Source organism: Methanosarcina sp. DH1, assembly GCF_020804205.1.
GTDB classification, from domain to species: Archaea; Halobacteriota; Methanosarcinia; order Methanosarcinales; family Methanosarcinaceae; genus Methanosarcina; species Methanosarcina vacuolata.
Window position 1 is genome coordinate 13302 of sequence record NZ_WJBJ01000002.1, and the last position, 22684, is coordinate 35985.

Below are 22684 nucleotides of genomic sequence, written 5' to 3' on the forward strand. Positions count from 1 at the left end.
ACAGTTTCAAAGCGAAATTATTTCAGGATAAAGCAGTTTCAAAGCGAAATTATTTCAGGATAAAACAGTTTCAAAGCGAAATTATTTCAGGATAAATCAGGTGAAAAAAGTAAGGAAAAAAGAAAAGAAGAAATTCTTTTCTCAGTCTTTCTTAAAGCTTAAATCCCAGCTTCTGCTATTCTCAAGCATCCACAACTGAGAATCCAGTTCTTCTTCTTCAGGCTGCGGGTAGATTCTCTCAGTCTTGCCGTTAGGAAGCAGAAGGCGAGCTTTTACATTATCTTTGAGGTGAATGCCAAGGATTACATCTCTCAAGACAGGAATATATTCGGAAGATACCGGAAAGAGAGTTTCTACCCTGTTGTCCAGGTTGCGAGGCATAAGATCTGCACTTCCCATAAGGATCTCTTCTTTTCCTCCGTTCCTGAAATAATATATCCTGGAATGTTCGAGAAAACGGCCAACTATCGAGGTAACCCTGATATTTTCACTGAGTCCAATAATACCTGGCCTGAGGCAGCAAATTCCCCGGATAATAAGGTCTACCTTCACTCCGGCCTGAGAAGCCCTGTAAAGTTCCCGGATGCACTGGTAGTCCACAAGGGAATTCATCTTGAAGATCAGATGCCCGTTCCCACATTTTTCGTGAAGATCAATTTCACGCCTGATGCGCTCCAAAATCTGATGCCTTAGAGTCTGGGGAGCTACAAGGAGTTTGATATAATGGTCCTTTCTTGAATATCCGGTAAGGGCATTAAAAAGGTCAGAGACATCTTTACCTATGCATGGGTCACTTGTGAAGTAGCCCATATCGGTATACAGCTTTCCTGTGGCTGCGTTATAATTACCTGTACTCATGTGCACATAATACCTGATACCTTCTTTTTCGGCTCTGACTACCAGGCACATCTTGGCGTGAGTCTTACGTCCCGGGAAGCCGTAAGCTACATGAACCCCTTTGCGCTCAAGTTCTTTTGCCCAGCCTATATTGTTCTCCTCATCGAAACGAGCTTTAAGCTCCACAAGAACTGCTACCTGCTTTCTCCGGTCTGCAGCTTTCATAAGGGCCTGAATTATTCTGGAATTATCATCCACCCTGTAAAGGGTCATTTTGATTGCCAGAACATCAGGATCGTCGGCAGCCTCTTCCACGAAATCAATTACAGATTCGAAACTGTCATATGGATGATAGAGAAGAACATCTCGTTTTTTCAGAGTTGTAAAAATTTTCTCCCTGTTTGCTAGCTGGGAATGTTTTTTTGGCTCGAAGGGTTCATACTTAAGGTCAGGCCGGTTGATCTGTGCAAGTTTAATAAGATTTGAAAGTCCTAGCGGAGCTGCAGACCTGAACATAAGGGAAGGAGAAAGTTCCAGGTTCTTAAGAAGAATATCCGAGACTTTTGTTGGCATTGTATAGTCGGTCTCAAGTCTGACAACCGACCCAAAGTAGTTCCTTCCAACTCTCTGTTTTACAGCGGTCAAAAGGTCTTTGTCTCCATCTTCATCAAACCCAAGGTCTGCATCGCGTGTGATTCTGAACGGATAAGCTCCAAGGATGCGCTGTCCGGGAAACAGGAGGTCAAGGTTTGCAGCGATAAGCTGTTCAAGCCAGACAAAATGCCCTTTTTTCAGCTCTTCCAGACTGGAAGTTATTTTCTCTTGTTCTCCTTCAGGAACAACGATTAGTCGCATAAACATCGGAGGGATCTTGACCCTGGCAAAACGTTCTCCGTAATCCGGATCATCAATTAATACTGCAAGGTTAAGGCTGAGGTTGGAAATATGAGGGAAAGGATGTCCTGAATCAAAACCGAGAGGAGTAAGTAAAGGGAAAATATTTCTCTCGAAATAATCTCTCAACTTTTCTCTTTCTTTCTTAGAAAGCTCAAAGTAATTAAGGACTTCAATTCCTTCTTTCCTGAGAGCAGGCTCAAGCATTTCATTCCAGCAACTGTCATTGAGAGGAAGCTGCCTGAGAAGCTCTTCCCGGATGACGCGGAGCTGTTCCTGTGCTGTCTCATCTGTCTGATCCTCTTTCATAGCTTCCACTATTCTTTTCTCGACGCCTGAAACCCTGACCATGAAAAATTCATCAAGATTACTTCCAAAGATCGAAAGAAACTTGACTCTTTCAAGCAGAGGATTGCGATCATCAAAAGCCTCTTCGAGTACTCTGTCATTGAACTGAAGCCAGCTGTACTCGCGGTCCGTATATAAACATGGATCGCTTAGGTCAGGCATACCGGAAACTTCTACCCGAGTTCCTTCAACGTTATCCATCATCAGCCTATCAAAATCTGCACACTGAATGGGGAAGTTCCGCTCCATTGCTATCACGCGTGACCTGGGTTTTGCATTTATTCAGACTCGTCTTTAAAAATAATAAAAGATCTGAAGATAGGATCTCTGTAGATCTCATGTTCAATTTCATTACTTGATTGTCACCCGGTTTTACTGGGTTGAAAAGAAGATATCCCCCGGGTTCACTCAAACAACTTAGTATATAGTTAGCCTTAGAGAACTTTTTCCTTGACAACATCAACCCTGTTAGCCGATTAGAGTTTTGAATTCCTTACATAAGGGAAGCGCAATCTCCTTATTAAGTTATCGGACATGCATTGACACCAAAACATATATAAACTTTTGTATCGGCTGGATTTCAGGGATCTAAGGAATCTCCTCCAACTCACTACTATTTATTAGTATATAGAACTAAAGATTTATAATATTATCTCTTGAAGCCAATTATTGACAAAAACAAAAAAGAGATCCTACGTCAGAAGGAAAAAGTACTGGAAGATTACCAGAAAAGATTGGAAGTTTCCAGGTAAATTTTCATTAATATATTTAGGAAATTCACTGAAATTTCTCTAAAGGTTTACTTTTGAGCCAGTTTTAAATTTATCCTTTAAATGTGAGTAAAACTCCTGCTCTTTTCCAGTGGTCTTTCTGAACAGCCGTTCCACAATCAGCTCGGGAGTGCTTCGAGCAATACGGTTGTATACAGGATTCCGGTTTACGATTAGCTCAAGGTTGGAGTCCAGTCCATCTGCCTCGATCCCATCTACTCTTACTTCCGTTCCGGTATTTTCAAGGATTAGTTCCGAAAGATGGGAGACAAAAACTCCAAGACTCTGTTCATTTCTGGACAGATATTCAAGAATTCCTGCTATAATTCGTGCAGAAGCTCCAGGCTCAGTGATCGATTCCAGTTCGTCCGCAAGCACCAGTTTTTCTGAGGCTTCGGAGAGCACCGAGAATTGCTTGAGGGTAGTCTCGAAAGCTCCTGCATCGAGAGTTCCTTTTGATTTTCCAAAATAGTAGAATTCCTCTACAGGCCCGAGTTCAAGTTTTTTTGCAGGAACCGGAAAGCCCATGTACCCAAGAATTACGCATTGGGCAAGGAGCTCGAGCAGGGAAGTCTTACCGCCTGAGTTTACTCCACTCAAGAGCACAACCCTGTTTTCCAGGCCTGCCGGGGAAAATCCGGTTTTTCCGATGGAATAACTGATAGGATCGATCTTTCCATAACGGGCTTTTAAAAAGAGGTTTTCTCCGCCTGTAAAGCCTATTCCGATTTCAGGAATCAGCTCGGGCAGGTTAAGATGGAACTTTGTCGAAAAACAGGAAATTGAAAAGCCAAGGTCAAAATCCAGAACTTTCCTGACAAGTTTTTCTACAGGCTGGTGAAAACCTGAAAGCGTTTTTGCAAGTTCCCTTTTCCTGGCAAGCCTTGTTTTCTCAAGGCTATTGTTCAACTTTTGCCTGAGAAGCTGCAACTGGGACTGTTCTGCATATAGAGGGTAGGAAATTTCATCAGGAAAAAGTGAATCAAGCATTAGTTTTTCTTGCTTTTGAAGCCCTAACTTTTCAGCAAGCTCTTCTTTGACGGTTTCAGTTTCAGTTTTATAGATTCTATTAAGTTCCTTTGTAAGCAGGTCTTTAACCTCCATTCCCCCGCTCACAAGCCTGACAAGTTCCTGCCCGCTTAGAGTAAGCGAGCTTGCCTCAAGGGCATGGTTCATGCGCTGGTTAGCCTCAGTCAGGGCCAAAGTCAATGTGGGGTCCAGTTTTTGCAGAGCTGCTCCGAGTCTGTCAAGTTCAGGGTCAAAACCTTCAACAGGTTTTCCATCCTCACCGAGCTTTGAGAGCGCGGTCTCGAGTGTATCAAGCTTCTCTTTTGAAAACTCCTCAAAGAGCTCAAAGTTTTCTGAGCGGAGCGCTGATACGATACTCAGGCAGGCGTGGATACAGTCAAGATTCCGTGCAAAAAACGCCAGTTCTTTTTCAGGCAAGACCTGCCAGAGTTCAGCTCTGGAAAGGTCATGGAAATATTCGGGTTCAATGTCTTCAGGTAGATCAAAACCAAGATAAGTATCATCAAAAACAATTACACTGGAATAACCTCTTGCAAGATCCACGAATTCCGATAAGTTTTCTACAGCCTGTACAGGCAAGAAGCCCTGGAACTTTTCTCTGGCTGCTTCAAGGGTCTTTGAATCTCCGCAAAGAATTATCCGGTCCCTGACTCTCAGGTTCCCGGGAACAGGCCTGAGTTCACTGACTCTCGTAAGCAGTTTAAGAAATTCGGAATTCTCGGGGAATGCATTTCCCAGTTCAAGATACTCTCTTACGAAAGCCTGTCTCTCCTGGATAAGATCCATGCGCGAAGCAGGTAATGGGTAAAAAAGGTTCAGCTTATCCCTGGCATGCGTCGTATGGGCAAAACTTTTTATCAGCTCAAGCAGGTGAGAATAAAGACTCAGGGCTTCTTTTGTCCTGAGAAAATCGGAAATTGAGCAGCCTTCAGCCCTGGATCTGGCATACCGGGCAAGGGAAAGGGCAAAATTGCGGCTGATCCCGTTGACTTCAGAAAGCGAAGCTATATCACCCTCGCAAATAGCCTGAAGAGCAGCTTCTTCAGTTCCGAAATGCTCAATCAGCCTGTCGGCTACCCGATCACCGATTCCATGAATTTCCCGCAGGCTTGAGAGCGGCTGAGAAGTTTTCATACCCAAAATACTTTTCATATGCAAGATACTCTTGTTTCAATAAATTCAACTGGGTATTAAGCCCTTGTTATTTAGTTCAAAAGAAGGGCAAGTTCTTTTTCAAGATAAGGGCGCATTGAGGCCGTATATCCGTGCGTTGCCTCAGTAACATTATACATTGCTTTTGGTTCTTTTGCAAGAGCAAAGGTCCGGAGCGCCAGATCGTGGGAGATTACCGGATCATTAGAAGAATGAATCAGCACGAATTTTGCAGGCGGCAGGGTAGAGAGATAGGTATCCGGATCAATTGAACGATAGAACTGATAAGCTTCAGAATCACTTGCAAGGGAAGAATCAATTTCTTCAGTGCCATACCCCGCAGTGCTGATACCGATAACCCCTTTAAGGGAAGGATTAAGAGCGCAGGCAAGGACTGCAAATCTTCCACCGTTACTTTCTCCAAGGATTGCAAGCTTTTCCGGGTTAATTTCAGGCTGGGCTGCAAGTACATCTGAGGCTTTAAGAGCGTCATAAATCATGTTATATTCTACGGGCTCAAGGCCTGCTTTGAAAAGTTCAAGATCTTTTTCTATATTTATGCCGCCCAGATTACGCTGGTCAAGCGTGAGAGTTGCATATCCCATTTTAGAGAGTTCCACAGCTAGACCCTGTTCGGCTTCTTTGCTAATCCCTGCTCCGGGCAACAGAACAAGGCCAGGAGAAGAAGATGAATTTGCAGGAATTCTTAAGAGAGCCTGGATTTTTTCCCCTTTGCTTTCAAAAGACAGCAGTTTTAAAGTATCCGAGTTTTCAGGAGCGTATACATCTTCGATTTCCTGGACTGTGAATACTGGCTTTTCTCTATCTGGGAAAGATAGAATACCTGCTTCCAAAACCTTCCAGGGAGCCTCAGCGCCTGTAGAGTTAGATGGATTATACAGGACTCCAAAAAAACCCACAAGTATAAGAAGAAAACCCAGAAGAAAAATTGTGGGCTTGGAGATTCTTGTCCCTGAAGAAGCCTTGCGTTTACTTTCTTTTTTTCCTGAATTCTGCCTGCTCAAGGAAACCCTGCCAAAAAAAAATTGCGGTTACGGCCAGAAACCATTTACAGCACTTAAGAATAATACTGCAATGCCAGTAATGGCACCGATAATAAGCACTACCTTGGGCTGGACTTGAACTGCATTTTTATCTGCTTCATAATAGCGCATGAGCCCTGCAGAAGACTGGAGCCCGGAACCTGATTTTTTAGCCATGTGTTAACACCTGTATGAACGCATTGATTGGGATATAATTTCGTTACCTATATTTGCCTATAATAGGTTTTCTGGATAATAATTAAGATTATCTTGAAATTAACAGTCGAAAATCAGAAATTTAACATAACTGTTAATTGCCTATTAAATAACCGTTAATTAACTATTAAATAACTGTTAATCAACTATTAAATATTTTAATCAGCTATTAAATAACTGTTAATCAACTATTAAATATTTTAATCAACTATTAAATAACTGTTAAATTTCCTCTTAAATTTGGTAATTATCACATAATTTACAGTTCTGATATATAAATCCAGCAGAGAAATGTCTAATAATTGGATTCTGAAAAGGTGGAGATAATTCACGCTCTTGAAGCAGGTACTTCTCAAACAAGTACTTCTCAAACAAGTACTTCTCAAACAAGTACTTCTCAAACAAGTGCTTCTCAAACAAGTGCTTCTCAAACAAGTGCTTCTCAAACAAGTGCTTCTCAAACAAGTGTTTCTCAAACAAGTACTTCGTCCAGGAGGAAGGGCGGGTAAAACACTCCTTTCTCAGTAATTACCGCAGTTATGTTTTCCATAGGAGTTGCGTCAAAAGCAGGGTTGTAAACTTCTACCTCTTTTGGGGCAAGTTGTTCCGATCCGCAAAAGCGCAACTCATCAGGATCTCGCATTTCTATCTTTACACTGCCTTCCCAGCCATTGAAATCGAAAGTAGAGGCTGGGGCTGCTACGTAGAAAGGAATTTCATGCTCTTTTGCAAGAATGGAGAGGGAATAGGTACCTATTTTGTTGAAGACGACATCCTGAGTGATCCTGTCAGCTCCTACAAGCACGCTGTCTACAAGCCCCTGCTGCATTACCCATCCAGCCATAGAATCCGAAATAAGTGTTACTGGAATCTTGTCCTGCATCAGCTCCCATGTAGTGATTCTGCTTCCCTGGTTCAGCGGCCTGGTCTCACAGGCAATAACCTTTATCTCTTTGCCTTCAGCAATAGCCGAGCGCACAACCCCAAGAGCTGTGCCCCAGTCAACGCAGGCTAGCCTGCCTGCATTGCAGTGTGTAAGTACGGTGTCTCCGTCCTTCAGGAGTTTTGCCCCGGATTCACCTATTAACTTGTTAGTGGTTACATCTTCTTCCGCAATATCCATGGCTTCCTGGAGGGCAATTTCCCGGACTCCCTGAACATCAAAGGCATCTGAAACCGCTTTCAGAACTCTATCCACACCCCAGCTAAGGTTTACTGCCGTAGGGCGGGTTGACTTAAGAGTTTTTCCCGCGACATTAAGGTCTCTTATTATTGTTTCGAAATCTCTAGCCCCACTCAGGAAAGCTGCAAGGGCAATCCCAAAACCTCCTGCTGCACCGAGAGCAGGCGCACCTCTTACCCTGAGAGATTTGATAGCTTCACAGAGAGAACTCAGTGTTTTACATTCTATTATCCTGTACTCTTTAGGGAGAAGGGTCTGGTCTACCAGCACCACAGAGTTGGACTCTTCCTTCCAGTCAATTGTCCTCATTTGATCACTTTCCGATGTAAACGTCAGATTCTGCCGGAAAAATTTCCGCTTTTCTTTCAAGCTCCCCATAAGATAAAAACCTATTCAACTGACATGTCTCGTGACTCTCATATCGTTACTCTTTCCTTTCCTTATCTGAGTAATTGAAGAAAGTTAAAATTAATTATATTAAAGATAATTCTTAAACCTTAGAATAACCGGAAAAAATGCGGCAGATCATGCTTCTGGCAACCAGCATTCATAATAAAAACTTTGTTTGGGGAATAAGCAACACGTGAGGTATAAATAAAGCAATCTCTTTTTTCATAGAAGCAAACTTACAAATAATAGATTTATAGAGTAACAGAGCAAATAAGACAAGACTTAAAATCCATAGCTAAAATACAAGAAGTCGTAATTTTCAGAAATATTAATTATTAAACTTCATGGACCTTGAATCCGTAAATCCTTGAATCTATAGATTCAAAAATCATACGAGATATTCATTTCATTAATGCGGTTTATGAGAATCTGGGTATTCATCGGAGAGTAAGCGCTTATGACAAAAATAAAAATAGCAATTGCAGGAATCGGGAACTGTGCAAGCTCTTTGATACAGGGCATTGAGTACTATAAACTCGACGATAAAGAGCCAATTGGACTGATGCACAGGGAAATTGGAGGCTATAAACCTGGCGATATTAAAGTTGTTGCTGCCTTTGACATTGATGCCAGAAAAGTGGGAAAAGACGTATCTGAGGCCATCTTTGCTCCCCCGAACTGCACAGCGGTTTTTTGTCCTGATGTTCCATCCACAGGTGTGAAGGTTAAAATGGGCAGGGTTCTCGACGGGGTCTCTGACCATATGAAGAACTATAAGGAAAGTCAAACTTTTGTTGTCAGCAAGGAACAGGAATCCACAAAAGCCGATATCGTGAATGAAATTAAAAACTCGGGTGCCGATATGCTTCTCAATTACCTTCCCGTAGGGTCTGAAGAAGCAGTCCGTTTTTATGCCGAGTGTGCCCTTGAAGCAGGTGTGGCTTTCATAAATAATATGCCTGTTTTCATCGCAAGCAATCCAGAATGGGCAAAAAGATTTGAGGAAAAGAATATCCCAATCATTGGCGATGATGTCAAAGCTCAGCTTGGGGCTACTATCACGCACAGGATTCTTGCAGACCTTTTTGAAAAACGAGGCGTAAAACTCGAGAGAACATATCAGCTCAATACTGGAGGAAACACGGACTTTCTTAATATGCTCAACAGGAGCAGGCTTGCTTCCAAAAGGGAATCAAAGACCGAAGCTGTTCAATCCGTCCTTTCCAGGAAGCTTGATGACGACAATATCCACATCGGACCCAGCGATTACGTAGCCTGGCAAAAGGACAATAAGATTTGCTTCCTGAGAATGGAAGGCAAGCTTTTTGGCGACGTGCCTATGAACCTTGAACTCCGGCTTTCCGTCGAAGACTCTCCTAATTCCGGAGGTGTGGTAATCGATGCCATCCGATGCTGCAAGCTGGCTCTTGACCGCGGGATAGGAGGCGTGTTGTATTCCCCGGCTTCCTACTTTATGAAACATCCGGCGATTCAGTACACCGACGATGAAGCTTACAGGCGGACTGAAGAATTTATATCTGGAACCAGAGAACGTTAAAATCCTGGTAAGAGATTCCTGTAAAAAGGAATTCTACAAACCCCCGGAAGTACCGGGAGTTTTAAGTTTTTCTGTTCAGAATGAGTATTAAAAGGTTATTCTAAGAGCTTTTTTCCGATTTCTTAATTCTGTTCATAGAATCTCTTCAGTTTAGCGGATTTTTTTCAGTTTAGCGAATTTCTTCACTTATCGAATCTCTCCAGCTTATCGAATCTCTTCGTTTTATCTAATTTATTCAGCTTAGCGGATTTTTTTCTGTTTATCTAATTTCTTCGACTTAGCGAATCCCTTCGGCTGTAATTCTAAATTCTGCACTCGAACCTTCAGGGCAGGACCGATGTTTGTACAGAACAGCGCGCCTGGTTCCTTCGCCGGTTTTTTCAAGCTGAATAATCGTTTTTGAAATATGCTCAAGGGAACTACCGCCAAGCGGACGCACTCCCCCTGAAGTAATATCGGAATATACCTGGTTGGTTATGACTGCAGTAAAACCGTATTTGCGGGCAAGGGCATGCAAATATCCTATCTGGCTAGCAAGTTCTCTGCGGCTTTTCATGCCCGTCTCATCGTCTTCAAGCTCGAACCTGTAGTATGAGGTTGCAGAATCCAGGATCACAAGACCAATATTTTCACTGGCTATTCTCTCCACTTCTCTTACGGCCGCATATTGTTCTTCAAAATTCAGGGGTTCATAGATAATGATGCTTCTGGCTATTTCTTTTGCATTTTCTCCTGCAATCTGCTTGAATCTAACAGGAGAAAGCCCTTCGGTATCTATGAAGATGACTCTCTGCCCTTGTTTTACGCATTCCACTGAAAGCTGGATGCAGATATTTGTTTTCCCGGTTCCTGCAGGTCCAAAGATTTGAGTCACAATCCCTTTCTCAAAACCTCCTCCCAGAAGTTCGTCAAGAGGCTTGCAGCCGGAAGATAGTAATTTCTCTATGAAATGACACCTCTTTTGTACTTGGTAAATATAACTGGCCCATGATATAACGTTTTTTTGTAATTTCCAACCTTTTCAGGAAAATTAAAGATTTTCTAAGAGGAATAAAAAGACAAAGTGGATATAAAAGAAATGCTCGGATATAGATTCTCAGCTCTACTAATTATTAAAAAATATTTCATAAGAGTGCAGTGAAAATGAGAATGATGATTTGGAATATTTTGTAAAGTGTTGAGGAATAATTCCTTATACATGTTAGCCGTACTGTACCAGGCAAATCGGCTGCGGACATTCCATTAACGTCTTCTGTGCTTGAAATTATCTCCTTGAAGAAGGCTGTTTTTCAAAAACAGGGGTCCTTAAATTTGTTACCAAATCTGGTAACATATCGAACGTCTTTGTATACAAAACAAAGGTGTTATTGTATCCAGATGAAGGTTTTACTGTATCCAGACCTGAGGTTAAAAACCATTATTAAGGATAGGGCGTTTAGAATATTTACTTGAAAATAAAGGTCATTTTCACTCAGTAGAATGAAAAAACGATATCATGGGGGTCACTTTTAGAAGCTGCGCCCTTTTACGATATTGATGACTGATATTTGAAAATACACATTTGTAGGGATTATAAGGGTTAGCTGAGGAATGGTAACCCACGTGGGGCTTTGTTTTATGCTGCAACATGTTCTGTGTCTGCGCGCTCACCCCGCAGACAATGAAAATAAACATAAAATGTGATGAAGAAACGGGTCCCACAAAAGAAACGTTAACTAAAAATCAGATTAAGAATTAGAGTAAAATCAGAGGGACGTAAAGCATGGCAAAAATAATCATATATACAACGGAACGCTGTCCGAAATGCAATAAATTAAAAAATTTCCTGGAGGCACATTCAGTTGCTTTTGAGGTAGCAGATATGTCTACTCCCGAAGCTCTAACGGAACTGCGTTTCAATGGGGTCTTCACAGTGACAGCGCCTGTTTTACAGATCAATGATACTTTCCTTACGCACGAGGAACTCTTCAGTGGAGGAGAAGTAAACCCTGAAAAAATCCAGGAAATCCTGTGATGAAGAAAATCCTGTGATAACAGAGATCTGAAATTAAAAATAAATTGAATATTTCTTCAAATTTTATAAAATTCTATTATTAAGACAATCACTGAAGATGAGAAAATGACAAGCGAGATTCTCTTACCAGATTACCAGGTATCTGACAACCAATCAGCCCAAACGATGCTTGAAGAATTATCCGTCTCTCCTCTCCCCAAAAATGACCAGTTATCTGACAACCAGCCAGTGCAAAAAACCCTTGATGGGCTGTCCGTCTCTCCTCTTCCCAGGGTAAGGACAACAGATGGTTTTATTCTTAACTGGGACAGGAACATTATTGTAAATCAGCTTCTGAAAGAAACAAAATTAAGCGAAATTTTCTATAACAAACCCTCAATCACAAAAGAAGAAGCCATTGAGATTGCAAAGGACGCAGAAAAGATCATTAAAAAGATGAATCTCAAGTTTCTCTCAGGTCCTCTTATCCGGGAAATAGTAAACAATATTCTACTTGACAGGGGGCATGTTGAGTGGAGAAACATTATGACCAGGGTCGGAGCTTCGGTCTACGATGCCTACGAAATCGATACTGGTTACGGTTTTGAGGCAAATGATAATGCAAACCAGCTGAACAACGCCGAAACCTCACATAAAAGAAAAGCTGACAAAATGTCCAAGGAGCAAAATCTCCTTCTAATGCCAAAAGAGCTTTCCGACCTTCACCTCAATGGGGATTTCCATATCCATGACCTTGAATATATGGGCACAAGACCATTTTGCCAGGACTGGGATCTCCGTTACTTTTTTTATTATGGACTCATGCCTGACGGAGTGGGAACTCAATCAAGCGTGGCAAAACCTGCAAAGAATGCCGAGGTAGCTTTCCTTCACGCAGTAAAAGCCATGGGTTCGGCTCAGACCAATTTTGCAGGTGGGCAGGGTTTTTACAATTTCCTAACTTTCATGGCTCCATATCTGGAAGGCAAGTCCGAAACCGAGATAAGACAGCTTATGCAAATGTTCGTCTATGAAATGATGCAGATGATGTGTGCAAGAGGCGGACAGACGGTTTTTTCATCCGTGCAGCTTTCCCCTGGTGTCCCAAAGCTCTGGAGAAACATTCCGATTGTTGCTAAGGGTAAGGTCTGGGACGGCAAGCAGGCTCCTCTCAGAACCTATGGGGAATTCGAAAAGGAAGTCCGCCTCGGGTTCAAGGCTCTTATGGATGTTATGCTTGAAGGAGACGCATGGGGCAAACCTTTCAGCTTCCCAAAGCCCGAAATTTCCATTGAACCTGACTTTATGGAAGAAAACAAAGAATTCAACATAGCTCACCCTGAGTTTCCGACTTACAAAGAGTTATACAGGATGACCTTCGAGCTGGCTGCTAAATTCGGGACTCCTTACTTTGATAATCAGCTTCCGGAGTACAGGGGCGCAGGAGAAGGAATTTCATGTTATCAATGTTGTGCGTATCAGTTTTCTGCAAACCCTACTGATGATAAAGAGTTCGACGACAAACTTCATTTCAGGAATGGAAAACACTTTTCAATGGGCTCATGGATGGTCCTGTCTTTAAACTGCCCAAGGGCCGCATACCGGGCTGAACATAATGATGAAAAACTGTTCAATGAGCTCAAGACCCTGATGAATAAGGGAGTGGAAGTTTTCAAGATCAAGCGCAGATGGATGAATAGTCTGATCAAGAAAAACAGGATTCCCTTTGCAGCCCAGCATCCAAAAGATCCTAATACAGAGGAAAAAGGGGCCATAGCTGTGGACTTCGAAAGCCTGGTTTATACTATCGGAGTGGTAGGGATCAATGAAATGGTCCAGTACCATACAGGTTTCCAGATCCATGAGTCTCCTGCTGCTTATAAGCTTGCTATCAGGGCCATGTTTGAAATGAAAATGCACGCTCAAAAGCTTTCAAAAGAAACCGGCATGGAGATTGCTCTTGCAAGAACGCCTGCGGAAACAACAGCCCAGCGTTTCGCAGTCTCGGACCTCTTGCATAAGGAATATGCCGACAAGGCCGAGTTCACAATTAAAGGGAATTTGGAAGCCGCAAAGAGTGAGTTGAATCAGACGCATGACCTGCCAATCTACTATACTAATGGAACTCATGTTACCGTTGGTGCAGATATATCTCTGCCTGAAAGAATAAAGTACGAACATACTTTCTTCCCGATTGTGGACGGCGGAAATATCATGCATGTCTGGCTTGGAGAAGGACAGCCGGACCCTGACGGCCTTCAGGAGCTTGCTATGCATATAGCAAAGAACACCCAGACAGGTTACTTTGCTTTTACCAAGGACATGACCGTATGCACTGACGAAGGATACGTAGCCGATGGGCTGCTGGACAGATGCCCGAAGTGTAAGTCTGAAAATGTGCAGCATCTCTCACGGATCACAGGATACCTTCAATCGGTTGAAGGCTGGAACAAAGGCAAGCGCCAGGAACTTCTGGACAGAAAACGATACAGCACAAAGGAACTCAGATAAGGGTTCCTTTAATCCTTTTTTATACATAAAAGCGTGAGAACGTAGGTCATGAAAGTAAACTACGCAGGTACTGTCCCGCTCTCTACCGTGGACTGGAAAGGGAGGGCGGCAGTTACTATCTTTTTTCGGGGATGCCCGCTTCGCTGCCCCTACTGCCAGAACCATCCCTACCTCCAGGGGTTTAACCCTGTAGAACTGGAGTTCGTGGAAAAGCAGATTAAAGAATCGAAACCCTTTGTAAGTGCAGTTGTATTTTCAGGAGGAGAACCTCTGATGCAGGAAGCAGTTATTCCTCTTGCAGAATTTGCGAGAGAAATGGAGCTTGCAATTGGAATTCATACAAACGGTTGCTACCCTGAAATGGCAAATGAACTGGTTAAACGAAAGCTAGTTGATAAATTTTTTATAGATATAAAAGCTCCCCCGGACGATCCCGAACTTTATGGGAAAGTTACGGGCTTCAAAGAATCTGAAACGATGATAAAAAATCCAGAACCGATCACTGCATCTGTAATAAAAACTCTTGAGATTGCAGACTCCTGCAGCTTAGAACTGGAGCTTCGGACAACATTAATTAGAGATTTTATCGGAAGCAGGGAAGAAATAGCCAGTATAGCTGCCTGGATCTCGAAACATATGAAAAACAGAGAACTTACCTATGTATTGCAGCAGGGGATTCCGGAACATAGCTTGCAGGAAAATTTAAGAGATCGGCGGGTTCTGGAAAGGGATGAACTATATGAACTAGGGAAAATCGCAAAAAGTTTTCTGGAAAATGTAAGAATAAGAACAAGAGAAAGCGGAGACGAAGTGATCTCTGATTCTGTATGACAGAACCTGATGGAATCAATAAGAACAAGAGAAAGTGGAGACAAAGTGATCTCTGACTCTGTATGACATAATCTTACAGAATCCAGCACCTAATGTTTTCTGATCTGATCTGATGTGACATAATCTTGCAGAATCCAGCACCTAATGTTTTCTGACCCGCTCTGACATTTTATTGATATTAACTCGTTTTTTTTCTCTTTGTACTTTTCTTTTTTGTCTGCATTGTGAATAAAGTGTAAACCATTCTCTTTTAGAGTCTTACAGAAAAACATGTTTTAAGTTCAAATGAATTTGAAGTTTACAAAAGTCTTATACATCCCTAGAGATAAAAGGCAAATGTGAAGCCCTTAAGAAATTTATTTGAGAAAATTTATTTATTCAATGCTCGTGGAAAAAAATAGACTTTTTGAGAAAACGTCTTTCCCAGTACCGAAAATGGTTCGGTGAGAACTATTGAAATTTTTGTATTACTTTATGTGTTACACAAATTAAATAAAGGAGAGAAACTCAGTATTTTTGGTTCACAGAGTGCATTTATCTAGAAAAGAAAACAAAAATCATCTTTTTCAAAAAAACCATGAAAAACACAAAAGTATCTTCAGTTGGAGAGCGCGCTCTAATCTCCATTTTATCTGAGATTTTCAAAGCACCTGACGGCAGGGAGAAAGGACAGGAAGGAATCCTTATAGGCGCAGGTTCGGATGACTGCGCCGTCCTTGACCTGATAGGCGAAGACTGCCTGGTTGTTACCACCGATATGCTGCATAGGACTACTGATTTTCCGGAAGAGATGACGCCCTGGCAGATGGGCTGGATGTCAGCAGCCGTAAACCTCAGTGACATTGCAGCCATGGGTGCAGAGCCCATAGGGCTTGTTATGGCAATTGGGATGCCTGCAGATGCCGAAATTGCTTTTGTTGAAGCCCTTGCAAAAGGTATGCAGGCATGTGCCGAATTCTGCGGAACTACGATTATAGGAGGCGATCTTGATACCCACGCAGAACTGACAATTACAGGGACGGCACTTGGCAGAGTGAAAAAAGACCAGCTCCTTCTTCGGCGTGGAGCAAGACCAGGTGACCTTGTATGTGTCACAGGTTATACAGGGTCAGCAGGAGCAGCTTTGGAAGCTCTTCAGTCTAGAAAGCCTGTGAGCGAAACTGTCCTGAATGCACTTTTTGAGCCTGTCCCGCGCACGAAAGAAGCAAGGGAGCTGGCTGAGTCCGGAGCAGTCACATCTATGATGGATACGAGTGACGGCCTTGCAATGTCCCTTTACGACCTTTCCAGGCAGAGCCATGTGGGCTTCAGGGTCCGGGAAAATGCCCTTCCTATCCTCATGGAAGTCCGGAAATTTGCTTCAAATCCGGACAAGCTAAGGGAATTTGCCCTTTACACGGGTGGAGATTTCGAACTTCTTATTACAATTGATCCACAAAAGATCAAAAAAGTACAAAATATATGTAACTTAGTCGTTATAGGAGAATGTACAAAGTATGAAGCAGGCATTGTACTCGAATCCCCAGAATGCAACCTTATAACTATAGAGCAGAGAGGATACCAGCAGCTAAAAGCCGAAGCTGTTGATAGATCCGCCTGATTAACAATAATTCCCCCTGTGAAACAAAAGCCTGGATTAGAGAGACGAAAATTTAGAAACTCTTGATTGATAAGCCCAAAAAACTTACAAAAATCGAGCAAGTCTCAGGAGAAACTGACTAAATTCATAATAATTTATGCACAAGGTTCAGAAGGATAGAACATGAAAAAAGCTAGTTTACAAATATTTACAGCAATTCTGGTGCTAGGGCTATTTTGCGGAACTGCAGCTGCAGCTCCGAGTATAATAGCAGCATCGCCTGGAGACAATGCGACGGTCAATAAGACAGTCGGCGAGATTCAAGATTTTAGTATTCAAACAAACGAGTCAGCAACTATTGACTGGCAGGTTGATGGAAGCAATGTTTCCGAAACATCGTATGATAGTGCAACGAATACCTCTACCCTCAATCACACCGTTACGCAAGGTACATACGACGTCAAAGCGATTGTTCAGTCAACTGGAGGGAGTAGAACCTGGAGTGTAACCGGAGGATCGGATGTACCGGAAATCACATCATTTTTCCCTTCATACACAACCGTTAACAATAACGTAGGACAATCAAGAAAATTTAATGCAACTATTAGCCAGACTTCAAATATGACATGGTATGTTGATGATGTCCAGGTTCAGGAAAACGAGTCTGTCACTGAGTCATCATATATCAATACTTCTGCAACACAGGGTACACATACAATTAAAGTGAATGCAGAAAACGAAAATGGCAGTGTAGAAAAATCCTGGAAATGGAAAGTATCAACGGTCGGAGGATTATCTGTTAATGTTGACCCCTCCGAAGGAACTGTTTCAGTCGATAAAGGAGCATCTAAAACTTTCCAGGTCAACTCCAGCACGGACGACCAGGATATTAATGTTGAATGGCTCATTGATGACGAATCAAAGAAAGAAGATGAAAGTGTAACCTCTTCTTCATACGACTTTGAAGAAGACAGTGCAGGAAATTATACCCTCAAGGCAGTGGTAAGTGATCCTAATGGTACTTATGATGATTCGACAAAAACATGGACTGTGAGCGTCGGGTCTTCTACAGATAATTCAACTGGAAACAGGATCTGGGAAAAAGGAATGCCCACAACTTACACATGGACTGCCCAGAGTTACTCAGGCTTCTACTATGACCTTGATTCCGGAGTATCCTCAGAAGAAATGACCATTACAGATATAGGTAGCAGCATAAAATCAGGAAACATTGAGTACTCCACAAAACCTACCGAGACTGATTTTGAATACAGTAAATGGGGTTCATATCAGATAATCGGGTTCATGGCAGAGAAATACTTTGCAGGCTATACTGAAAATAATTCCACAGTTATAGGAGATGACATCAGCCCTATTTCTGATGGTGTTCTTTCCAAGATTCTCATAGACACTGACGATAAAAAATCAGCAAACGCCGGAGATTCTCTTGTTCTCGAAGAAGGATATTCACTGAATATTGTGGAAGTTGATGTCAATGGAGAATCTGTCTGGGTTCAGCTTGAAAAAGATGGTGATGTAGTAGACGAAGCATTCCTCAAATCGGGCGACGACTATGTCTATGAAGCTGATCTTGGAGACTCAGAAGATGTGCCCATAATCATTGCCCATATAGGCACGGTTTTTGAAGGAGCTGAAACCTCTGCTGTCTTCATACAGGGTCTCTTCCAGATTTCGGATGATTATGTAGAAGTTGAAAACGGAGATACCTTTGGGGAAATGGAAGTAACTTCCGTTAGCAGCAGTGAAATAAAGATGGAGAATGATGACAGCGTCGGATTTGATAAGGGAGATACAATAGACCTTATGGGTAAAATACAGATTCAGGTAGCTGATGATGATACACTGCGCTTTGCCCCGATACTTGACACCTCGGAAGCCGGTACATACGAGCTTCGCGGGACTGTCTATGATGAGGATATCGATGGTGATTCACTCCCCAGCTGGACGCCCTTTAACTTTGAAGGTTTCTATTACAACATAGATGAGGGAATTGGGACTGAAAATCTTACAGTAGAAAAGCTTGACGGCAGGAATATACCTGCAGATAACCTTGTCTACAAATCAACACCACAGGCGGTTGATTTTGATCACGACGAATGGGGCAATTTCACAGTTATTGGTTTCATGGCAGACAAGTACTTTGCCGGGTATACTGATGGTTCCGTTGAAGGAGCTGTTGATGATGTAAGCCTTCTTTCGGATAATATTCTCTGTAAAGTCCTTACAGACAGCGACGACAAAAGGTCTATGGATTCAGGTTCTGCCCTTACCCTTGAAGAGGGTTATTCTTTGAATATCAAAGAAGTCGATGTCAATGGAGAATCTGTCTGGGTTCAGCTTGAAAAAGATGGTGATGTCGTAGACGAGGCATTCCTCAGCTCGGGCGATGACTATGTCTATGAAACTGATCTTGGAGATGCGGAAAACGTACCGCTGATTATAGTCCATTTCGGCACGGTTTTCCAAGGAAGTGAGACTTCTGCTGTCTTCGTACAGGGAATCTTCCAGCTCTCGGACCAGTACACCGAAATCAATAATGGAGATACTTTTGGCGATATGGAGGTCACAAGCGTCTCTGAAAGTGGCATTACAATGAAAAACGATGATAGCATCGGTCTTGGAAAAGATGAAACCTCCGAGATAATGGGCAATGTCAGTTTCAAGACTGCTAATGACGATACTCTCAGGTTCTACCCCTTCGTGGAAGTTGAAACCGGCGGTAATGGAAGCGACAACAATTCCCTTAAAATAAGTGTTCCTGATAAGATTTATGCCGGAAATTCGTTTGATATCGAAGTAACTGCTGGTAATGAACCTATAAAAGGCGCTAATGTTTCGGTTAACGAAAGTAGTGTAGGCGAAACCGATGATGATGGAGTTGTTGAGTATACAGCCAAAGACGTCGGAACTTTGAAGATAACTGCAGAAAAGGATGACTACAAAACTGCAAATAAAAATATTAATGTCAGTGCTCCAAAAGAGGAAATGACAGTTAATGTTTCACCTGAGACAGTTTATGTAGGCGATACCCTGAACATCGAGGCTGTCAAGTCAATCGGCGGCGATCCAATTGATAGTGCAAACGTATCGATTGACGGAAAAATCATTGGTCAAACAGATTCCAGTGGAAAAGCTACCTATAAGACAGATAAAAGCGGCACTCTTGAACTGGGCTTAACAAAAGAAGGATTCGAAGACCAGGAAATAAATGTAAAAGTAAAAGATTTGGAAGCTAACTACACATACTCAAACCTGGTAATCGATCCTTTAGAGGTAAGTGCAGGAAAGGATACGACAATCTCAGTTAGTGTCGAAAATACAGGCAATGCTGCAGGAAATGAAAGTGTGGAGTTGCTTATTAACGGAAACATAAGTGACTCAAAAGACGTTTCCCTGGGCATTGGGAATAATACCACTGTAACCTTTGAGCATGCAGAAGAGGCTCCAGGAACCTACAAGGTTGAAATTGGAGGAGAAAACTCAACCTACACTGTAAAGGAAAAATCTTCCTTAATGCTCTATATTCTTGGATTCATTGTCCTGTTAATAATCGGTGGAGCTGCTTATTACTTCACCAAGGGTGGCGGAGACATGTCAAAGCTATCTGAACAGGTAAAAGAACTTATTAACTCGGTGAAACCAAAGAAATAAAGCGGCAGGAAAACAAAAAATTCAAAAACAAAAGAGAATAAAACTTAAAATTCCCGCGTTAACCCAAAACGCGGGTTCTTCCTATTTTTAGAACAGTTCAAACTTGATTTACGTTCAGCAGTCTTTCAGGGTTTTGCTGACAGATATTCAGTATCTTTTATTTCAGGAAACTTTTTGTTCCACGCGACGCAGCGTTTATTTCTGGCACTTTATTCTGGCACTCTATTTCTAGCACTTTATTTCTAGCACTTTATTTCTAGCACTTTATTTCTAGCACTTTATTTCTAGCACTTTATTTCTAGCACTTTATTTCTAGCACTTTATTTCTGTCACTCTATGCAGTTTTACTCCATCTTTTTGAGTGCAAGTTCAATGGCGTCTATAAGGCTGTTCTTTGGAATAATGGTTGTTACTGGAATGTTGAGGATCTTTTCCACTGTCGGGCTCACTATAGGGGCGCAAACAAGGGCTTTTGCTCCATCTCTTTCAGCGTTAACGGCTGCTATTATGGCTTCTTCCATTGAGGTTGCCGAATATTCCCTTATTGTGACCAGCCTACCAGCTATCTTTTTCTTTGTTTCTACGATGTTGTCAAGCACCGAGCGAGCTGCAATCACAGCTATAAAATCTCCACTATCTGTTTCTTTAATATCGCGGATAGTTTTCACTATCTGGCGGAGAGTTTTAATGTTGGGGTCCCGGTTCCCTGATAGGATCTTGTAAAGAGTACTCGGCGGGATATTCGCTTTTTTCGCGAAATCCACAGCAGTGAGGTTAAGATCCTCTTTTATTACAGTGGAAAGCGTTTTTTGAAAAACTTCATCGGATTCAAATGCGGATTTGATAACTTTGTCTGCAACATTCATAAAATTCAACCTTTTAAGTCCTGTAAAGAGTTTTAAACAACAGAAAATAATGTACATTTTAGTCTACATTTCACAGGAAATTTAGTCCTTAATGAGAAATATATCCCGATATATTAATACATTTGGGATATAATCAAGGCTACTTTGAGAGAATATATATAGGAAATTGTAAAAATATTAATATACCGTTAGATATTTACTTTTTATTTTTACCGGGACTCTTCTGGAGAAGTACAAACTCTCTTGCAAAAGAGTTTATGGAAAGCTGACAAAAAAGATAAAAGTCTGTGATTTTTCGATAGGAAATCTCGATTTCAAACAGTATTTAGTAATGAAAATAGTAATGAAAGTTATCATTTTATATGGTTCATTATCAGTATATGAACTATTGTCAGTACATGGATAATTATCAATACAGATTATCAGTACATGATTAATTATCAGTATATGGACTACTGTCAGTAAATGGATAATTATCAATACAGATTATCAGTACATGATTAATTATCAGTATATGGATTATTATCAGTACATGGTAATTATCAGCACATGGTAATTATCAGCACATGGTAATTATCAGCACATGGATAATTATCAGCACATGGATAATTATTAGCACATGGATAATTATCAGCACATGGATAATTATCAGCACATGGATAATTATCAGCAGGACTATTACCAGTTGTAAGGATTAATTGAGGTGGAACTTTGAAAAAACTAGGCATACTTATACTTACTTTCTTGTTGGTCGCGTCTATTTTCGTATCTGGCTGTGCATCCAATAAAGAAAATGTATCCGAGAACGAAACCGGACCTGAAGAGACTACTACAATTACTGAGCTGAATATTGGTTATCAGCCAAGCACCCATCAGATCGCATATATGACTGCGGCTGAAAAAGGATGGTGGAAAGAAGACCTTGCACCATATGGAATTACGAAAATTAATGAATACCAGTTTCCTACAGGAGCCCCTGAAATGCAGGCTATGCTGGCTGGAGACCTGGATGCCGCCTATGTAGGGTCAGCCCCTGTAATTACAGCTCTCAGCCAGGGCCTTGACGCAAAGATTGTTGCGCCTGTCCAGATAAACGGTTCAAGTCTTGTTCTTCGTAACGAATACAACTACAAAAGCCCTCAAGACTTAAAGGGCCTTAAGATCGCTACTTACCCACCAGGAACTATTCAGGATACCCTGCTCAGAAACTGGCTCAAGGAAAACGGGCTTGATCCTGATAAAGATGTGAAAATCCTTGGAATGACTCCAGGAGATGCTGTAACCGCTATTTCAGCTAAACAGGTTGATGCTGTGTTTCTGCCTCATCCCTCTCCGGCAGTTGTAGAAAAGGAAAATATTGGGCGTACTATAGTGCAGTCTGGAGAAATGGAAGCAAATCATTCTTGCTGTGTACTTGTCGTAAGTGGGAAACTTATCAGGGAGCACCCCGATATTGTGGAGCAGATTGTAAAGACCCATATTAAGGCAACCAAGTATAACCAGGAACATGTGGACGAAGCTGCTCAGATTTTTTCAAATAAGACTACAGAGGATCTTGACACTGTAAAGGAATCTCTTAAGGAATGGGATGGTGCATGGATCACAGATCCAACCTTGATTGAAGACTCAGCTGTCAATTACTCAAAGGTTCAGCATGACCTTGGGTATATTCCGAAATCTCTGACCAAGGAAGAAATCTTTGACACAAGTTTCTATGATAAAGTCATGAGTGAGAACTAAAAATAAGAGTAACTGAAGAAAACGAGAACTCTAAATAAAGGGTTCAACTGCTTCGGCTTTATAGAAGGCAAT

The 22684-nt window shown here is 41.8% G+C and carries 14 protein-coding genes; 7 read left to right on the top strand and 7 right to left on the bottom strand.

The window, feature by feature from the left end:
* Positions 1 to 141: 141 nt before the first annotated feature.
* The 5 genes from ppk1 to FXW07_RS00595 all read right to left on the bottom strand — a co-directional run bounded on the left by ppk1 (position 142) and on the right by FXW07_RS00595 (position 7781).
* Positions 142 to 2328, bottom strand: a complete 2187-nt coding sequence (gene ppk1, locus FXW07_RS00575; RefSeq protein ID WP_229393413.1) for a polyphosphate kinase 1 — start codon at positions 2326 to 2328, stop codon at positions 142 to 144.
* Between the two features lie 542 nt (positions 2329 to 2870).
* Positions 2871 to 5030, bottom strand: coding sequence for an endonuclease MutS2 (locus FXW07_RS00580; protein WP_229393286.1), 2160 nt, complete (start codon positions 5028 to 5030; stop codon positions 2871 to 2873).
* 53 nt (positions 5031 to 5083) lie between these two features.
* Entirely contained in the window at positions 5084 to 6055 is a 972-nt protein-coding gene (locus FXW07_RS00585) for an acetylxylan esterase (protein ID WP_229393287.1), read from the bottom strand.
* A 27-nt stretch (positions 6056 to 6082) separates the two neighbouring features.
* A complete protein-coding gene (locus tag FXW07_RS00590; protein WP_048123390.1) occupies positions 6083 to 6250 on the bottom strand; it encodes a preprotein translocase subunit Sec61beta in 168 nt (55 codons plus the stop codon).
* A gap of 511 nt (positions 6251 to 6761) precedes the next feature.
* Complete coding sequence (locus FXW07_RS00595) at positions 6762 to 7781, bottom strand: S-methyl-5-thioribose-1-phosphate isomerase (protein WP_229393288.1); 1020 nt, start codon at positions 7779 to 7781, stop codon at positions 6762 to 6764.
* A gap of 538 nt (positions 7782 to 8319) precedes the next feature.
* On the opposite strand from FXW07_RS00595, the gene FXW07_RS00600 reads away from it, so the two are divergent.
* Positions 8320 to 9420 carry an inositol-3-phosphate synthase gene (locus FXW07_RS00600; RefSeq protein WP_229393289.1) on the top strand — a complete coding sequence of 367 codons (1101 nt, stop codon included), beginning with the start codon at positions 8320 to 8322 and terminating at the stop codon, positions 9418 to 9420.
* A gap of 277 nt (positions 9421 to 9697) precedes the next feature.
* Here the strand turns inward: FXW07_RS00600 and radB are convergent, their stop codons facing one another.
* Complete coding sequence (radB, locus tag FXW07_RS00605; RefSeq protein WP_229393414.1) at positions 9698 to 10396, bottom strand: DNA repair and recombination protein RadB; 699 nt, start codon at positions 10394 to 10396, stop codon at positions 9698 to 9700.
* 786 nt (positions 10397 to 11182) lie between these two features.
* On the opposite strand from radB, the gene FXW07_RS00610 reads away from it, so the two are divergent.
* The 5 genes from FXW07_RS00610 (at position 11183) to FXW07_RS00630 (ending at position 20006) form a co-directional block, all read left to right on the top strand.
* A complete protein-coding gene (locus FXW07_RS00610) occupies positions 11183 to 11434 on the top strand; it encodes a glutaredoxin family protein (RefSeq protein WP_048123380.1) in 252 nt (83 codons plus the stop codon).
* A 105-nt stretch (positions 11435 to 11539) separates the two neighbouring features.
* Positions 11540 to 13924, top strand: coding sequence for an anaerobic ribonucleoside-triphosphate reductase (gene nrdD, locus FXW07_RS00615; RefSeq protein WP_229393290.1), 2385 nt, complete (start codon positions 11540 to 11542; stop codon positions 13922 to 13924).
* Positions 13925 to 13972: 48 nt separating this feature from the next.
* Entirely contained in the window at positions 13973 to 14755 is a 783-nt protein-coding gene (locus FXW07_RS00620) for an anaerobic ribonucleoside-triphosphate reductase activating protein (RefSeq protein ID WP_229393291.1), read from the top strand.
* A gap of 577 nt (positions 14756 to 15332) precedes the next feature.
* Positions 15333 to 16355 (top strand): thiamine-phosphate kinase, encoded by a 1023-nt coding sequence (thiL, locus tag FXW07_RS00625; RefSeq protein WP_229393292.1) that lies wholly within the window; start codon positions 15333 to 15335, stop codon positions 16353 to 16355.
* A 162-nt stretch (positions 16356 to 16517) separates the two neighbouring features.
* Positions 16518 to 20006, top strand: coding sequence for an S-layer protein domain-containing protein (locus FXW07_RS00630; protein ID WP_229393294.1), 3489 nt, complete (start codon positions 16518 to 16520; stop codon positions 20004 to 20006).
* Positions 20007 to 20350: 344 nt separating this feature from the next.
* On the opposite strand, the gene FXW07_RS00635 is transcribed toward FXW07_RS00630, so the two are convergent.
* The gene (locus FXW07_RS00635; protein ID WP_048123368.1) at positions 20351 to 20872 is read right to left on the bottom strand and encodes a helix-turn-helix domain-containing protein; all 522 of its coding nucleotides are present in this window, start codon (positions 20870 to 20872) and stop codon (positions 20351 to 20353) included.
* Between the two features lie 711 nt (positions 20873 to 21583).
* On the opposite strand from FXW07_RS00635, the gene FXW07_RS00640 reads away from it, so the two are divergent.
* A complete protein-coding gene (locus FXW07_RS00640) occupies positions 21584 to 22612 on the top strand; it encodes an ABC transporter substrate-binding protein (RefSeq protein WP_229393296.1) in 1029 nt (342 codons plus the stop codon).
* Positions 22613 to 22684 lie beyond the last annotated feature (72 nt).